A 4,196-nucleotide genomic window follows, 5' to 3' on the forward strand; every position below is an offset into this window, starting at 1 on the left:
TCGCCGAATCCACTGCGGGGGAACTGGATACGATCGCACGGTATCGCGGCGCCCTGGCCGACGAGGCGGCACGCGCCGACCGGGATCGGTGGGCGGATGGGCGGAGCTTCCGGTTCGAGCGGGTGCTGCCCGCGGCGCCGGAGACCGTCTGGCGCTACTGGGCGGATCCGGCGCTGCTCGAATCCTGGTGGGCCCCACCGTCGATGACGATCACCGACTGTCGTATCGAGGCACGCCAGGGCGGCCGGGTCGTCCTCGACTACCGCGACGCCGAGGGCCGGTACCACTCCGCGGGGCAGGTGCACCTCGCCGAGGCGCCCGCGCGTCTCGGATTCGATCTCTCGGTGTTCGACCGGTCCGGGGCGGCGCTGTTCACCGGCCGCTACGACCTCACCCTGACCGAGATATCCGAAGGCACCCGCCTACGGCTCGATCTCGGGCTCACCGACACCCTCATCACGGCATCGGAGTTCATCGCCGGTATCGAAACCGGGTGGGGGCAAGTTCTCGACCAGCTCGACCGCATCATCACGCACACCGAATCAGCACGCACACAACGAAAGTAGGAACATCATGACCACCACCGATCAGCGCATCGTCGCCGCGAATATCGCCCTGAGCCTCGACGGCCGCTATCACGGCGCGGGCGGTCCCGGCGATATGGCCGCGATCATCCCCTACGTCTCGACCGAGACCGCGCGCAATCACCTCGCCCGCCTGCACGAGAACGCGACGACCGGAGTGCTGGGCCGCGGCAATGCCGAGGGATTCCTGGGCTACTGGTCCGGCGTCGCCGTCGACGACAATGCCGATCCCCGCGACCGCGGGTACGCCAAATGGCTGGTGGACACCGAGAAGGTCATCTTCTCCACCACCGTGACCGAGATGCCCTGGGAGCACGTCCGAGTCGTGAACGCCCCCGCCTCCGAGGTCATCGCGGAGCTGAAAACCGTTGGCACGGGCGAGATCCTGGTCAACACCAGCCCGACCCTCACCAAGGCGCTGCTCGCCGACGACCTCGTCGACCGCCTCTATCTGCTGATCACGCCCGAAATCGCCGGTGGCGGAGAGCGACTCTTCGTCGACGGCCTGCCCGCCACCCACTGGCGGCTCACCAGCCAGCAGGTCGGCGAACTCGGCGAGATGGCGCTGGTCTACGACCGCGTGCGTTGACGAGTCGTCAGATCGGCGACCGGCCGGACGAAGTATTCCCGTCCCGCACCCCCATCCGATCACCGATTTGCCGCCTCACCACTGTGCGACTGCGGCTTTCGGCAAGGTCAGTGGCAATTGGAGGGTGCGGGACGGCCTGCGAAGCGATCGGCGAGGTAGCTGATGGCGTTGAGCGCGCCGGGGAGCATGGCGGTGGCGTGGTCGGCGCCGGGGAGGATGTCGAATTGGACGGGGGTGCCCGCGGCGCAGTAGCGGGCCGTGGTGGCCGCGACCTGATCGAGGGGGACCTGGTCGTTGCCGCCGTGCCACTGGTAGAGCGGGGCACGAGGGATGCCGGGAAAGACCTCGAGGGCGTTGGCGTGCATGGTCTCGATGGTGGCGGGCTCGGATTCCAGTCCGGCGGTGAAGAATTCGCTCAGCGAGTGGCCCGCGCCCACCGAGACGATGTCGTCGGCGCAGGAGTTGGCCAGGCGGTCGCGCAGCGCGACACCGGCCGGGGTGAGGGCGCGGTCGAGCGGCATCGTGTCGGGGTATTCGCGTTGCAGGCCGACGGCGACGGCGAAGCCGAGGCCGAACAGCGGGTGCGGACGGTCGCCGATCTGCTGGGCCATCTTGCCGGGATTGGCGGGCAGCCCGCCCTGCGCGACGCCGACGATCGGCAGCTCCGGCGCGTACTCGGGGGCGAGTGCGGCGGCGAATCCGGTCGACATCGCGCCGCCGGAGTAGCCGGCCAGGCCGACCGGTGAATCCCGCAGTCCCGCAGGCGCGAACCGCTCGACCGCACGCACCCCGTCCAGGGTGATCTGCCCGCCCAGTCGCGCCGCGCCGTACGCGCTCGACGGCCCGAGATGATCCGGAACCGCGACCGCCCAGCCGCGCGCCAGCAGGAGATTCACGCCGCCCGCCTCGCGCAGGCCGCCGTCGAACAGGGCATGCGAAGGCGCGCACTGCAATCCGAGCGAATTCTCGAACGGCTGGTAGGACAGCAGCGGGCGGGGACCGGGTCCCGGGGTGAGCAGCGTCGTGACCGCGGCGATGGGAGCGCCTGCCGAGTTCGTCGAACGGAACAGCAGTTGCCAGACTGTTGCGCCGGGCCAGCTGCTCGCGTCGAGCTGCCGGGCGCGCAGCACGTCGCCGGGCGCCGCGGCACCGAGATCGCCGGGGGCCGCGTAGAAGCCGTCGGGGTCCGGGGCCGGATACACCGGCGCGGCCTGCGCGACGGGCAGTCCGGATGCCGCGACCAGCAGCGCGGCGGCACCGACGGCTCCGGCCAGCATCCGCTGCCATGGGGTCGTCCGCCGCGAAACGGTCGTCGGTCGCGGGTCCATCGCAGGGCGTAGGTGCACAGTCACTCCATTCAGGAAGGGGGTCTTCCCGAAGTTCGCCATGAGTGTGCCAGCGGTTTGGTCTGCGACGGAGATACTTCGGTCGGCGACGAAGATACGTGGGGGTCGGCGATGGGTCAGCGCAGCCGGGCGATCACTCGACCGAGACGTTCCAGCCAGAGGCCACGACCGGCGGCAATGATCGCCCGGTCCAGCACACGCAGCACCCGGGCCTCCAAACCCTCAGGTGGACTACAGATATCGACAATGACGAGCTCGGCGAGCGTGTCGTAGAGCGCCGCGACCATCCGGTCGAATTCAGCGGCCGTCAGCCGGTCCGCACGCGCCCGCCGGCGTTCGATGCCGCGTCGCTCCCGCTGGGTGACCGCGTCGAGTGCGTACGGGTAGGCGAGGTCGAGTAGTTCGACATCCCGGCGGCGGCCCGTCATCGGGGATCGCTTCCGGTCAGGCAGGTGCCGAGCCGCTTCAAACCCTCACGGATTCGGGCCTTCACGGTCGCGAGCGGTGACTCCAGCCGCTCGGCGACTTCGGAATACGACAGCCCGCCGTAGTAGGCGAGGGCGATGCTCTCGCGCTGCAGTTCGGTGAGCACGTCAAGGCACCGCAGGACCGCCCGGCGATCGGCGCGCAGCTCCACCGATTCGGTCACCACATCCCGGTCGCGTTCGAGATGGGTTCGGCCGTACTGTGTTTCGCGAGTCCGACCGGCGATGTCGGCCCGCATGCGGTCGATGGCCCGCCGGTGGGTGAGCATCATCAGCCAGCCCATCGGACTGGCGAGTCCGCGGTCGTAGCGCTCCGACAGCGACCAGGCCTGGAGGTAGACCTCCTGGGTGACCTCCTCGGCCGTGGCGCGGTTGTTCAGTATGCGCAGCGACAGCCCGTACACCCGGTGACTGGTTCTTCGATACAGCTCGGTGAAGGCGTCGCGATCCCCGCCCGCGATCGCCGTGAGGAGTTCGCCGAGCCCGACGGCGTCCCGGTCGTGGTCGGTACGGACCGGGCAGGCCGTCGGTGTCGCGTCGTCGAGTCCGGCGGGTTCTCGCACCAGCCGCAGCATTCGTGGATAGTTGTCACTCATCGCGAAATCACCTGTGTCTCCTTCTGTTCGGGCGGTCAGCGGACCGTGATGACGCGGTTGTGCCAGCCGGTGGACCCGTCGGGGAACGGTGTCGTCCGCGCTTGCGTTTGGAGCGCGCCGGTGCTGTCGGTGGCCCGGACCCGCACGGTGTGCGTGCCCGTGGTCGCCTGCCAGCGCCACGTCCATTGCCGCCACGTGTCGGTCGAGTACTGCGCCGCCAATTCCGCTTGCTGCCAAGGCCCGTCGTCGACCTGCAGTTCCACGCTCGCGATGCCGCGATGCTGGGCCCAGGCCACTCCGGCCACGATCACCTCGCCCGCGTCGACCGTGGTGAAGGCCGCGGGAACGTCGATGCGCGACGCGGTTTTGATCGGCGCGCGTTCCGACCAGCCGCGCTGCGTCCAGTAGGCGCGGGCGCGATCGAAGCGGGTGACCTCCAGGTCGACCACCCATTTCGTGGCCGACACGTAGCCGTAGAGGCCGGGGACGATCAACCGGGCCGGATAGCCGTGCGCCACCGGCAGCGGCTCGCCGTTCATGCCGACCGCGAGCAGGGCGTCGCGGCCGTCGGTGACGGCCGACAGCGGGGTGCCCGC

The 4,196-nt window shown here is 69.7% G+C and carries 6 protein-coding genes; 2 read left to right on the top strand and 4 right to left on the bottom strand.

All coding sequences use genetic code 11. The annotated features are described in order from the left end of the window. Window positions 1-566: SRPBCC family protein (locus ACWELQ_RS39865; protein WP_452402184.1), on the top strand; the 566-nt coding region annotated here is incomplete at its 5' end. Between the two features lie 7 nt (window positions 567-573). Then, window positions 574-1,173, top strand: coding sequence for a dihydrofolate reductase family protein (locus ACWELQ_RS39870; protein ID WP_452402185.1), 600 nt, complete (start codon window positions 574-576; stop codon window positions 1,171-1,173). A gap of 107 nt (window positions 1,174-1,280) precedes the next feature. Here the strand turns inward: ACWELQ_RS39870 and ACWELQ_RS39875 are convergent, their stop codons facing one another. The 4 genes from ACWELQ_RS39875 to ACWELQ_RS39890 form a co-directional block, all read right to left on the bottom strand. Then, window positions 1,281-2,450 (bottom strand): lipase family protein, encoded by a 1,170-nt coding sequence (locus ACWELQ_RS39875; protein WP_452402186.1) that lies wholly within the window; start codon window positions 2,448-2,450, stop codon window positions 1,281-1,283. A 185-nt stretch (window positions 2,451-2,635) separates the two neighbouring features. Beyond that, window positions 2,636-2,947 (bottom strand): RskA family anti-sigma factor, encoded by a 312-nt coding sequence (locus ACWELQ_RS39880; RefSeq protein WP_452402187.1) that lies wholly within the window; start codon window positions 2,945-2,947, stop codon window positions 2,636-2,638. Continuing rightward, a complete protein-coding gene (gene sigK, locus ACWELQ_RS39885; protein WP_452402188.1) occupies window positions 2,944-3,600 on the bottom strand; it encodes an ECF RNA polymerase sigma factor SigK in 657 nt (218 codons plus the stop codon). Before sigK ends, ACWELQ_RS39880 begins: the two co-directional genes overlap by 4 nt. Window positions 3,601-3,635: 35 nt before the next feature. Then, a partial coding sequence (locus ACWELQ_RS39890; protein ID WP_452402189.1) for a molybdopterin-dependent oxidoreductase occupies window positions 3,636-4,196 on the bottom strand: 561 nt, incomplete at its 5' end.

This window comes from Nocardia sp. NPDC004722, from assembly GCF_053601505.1.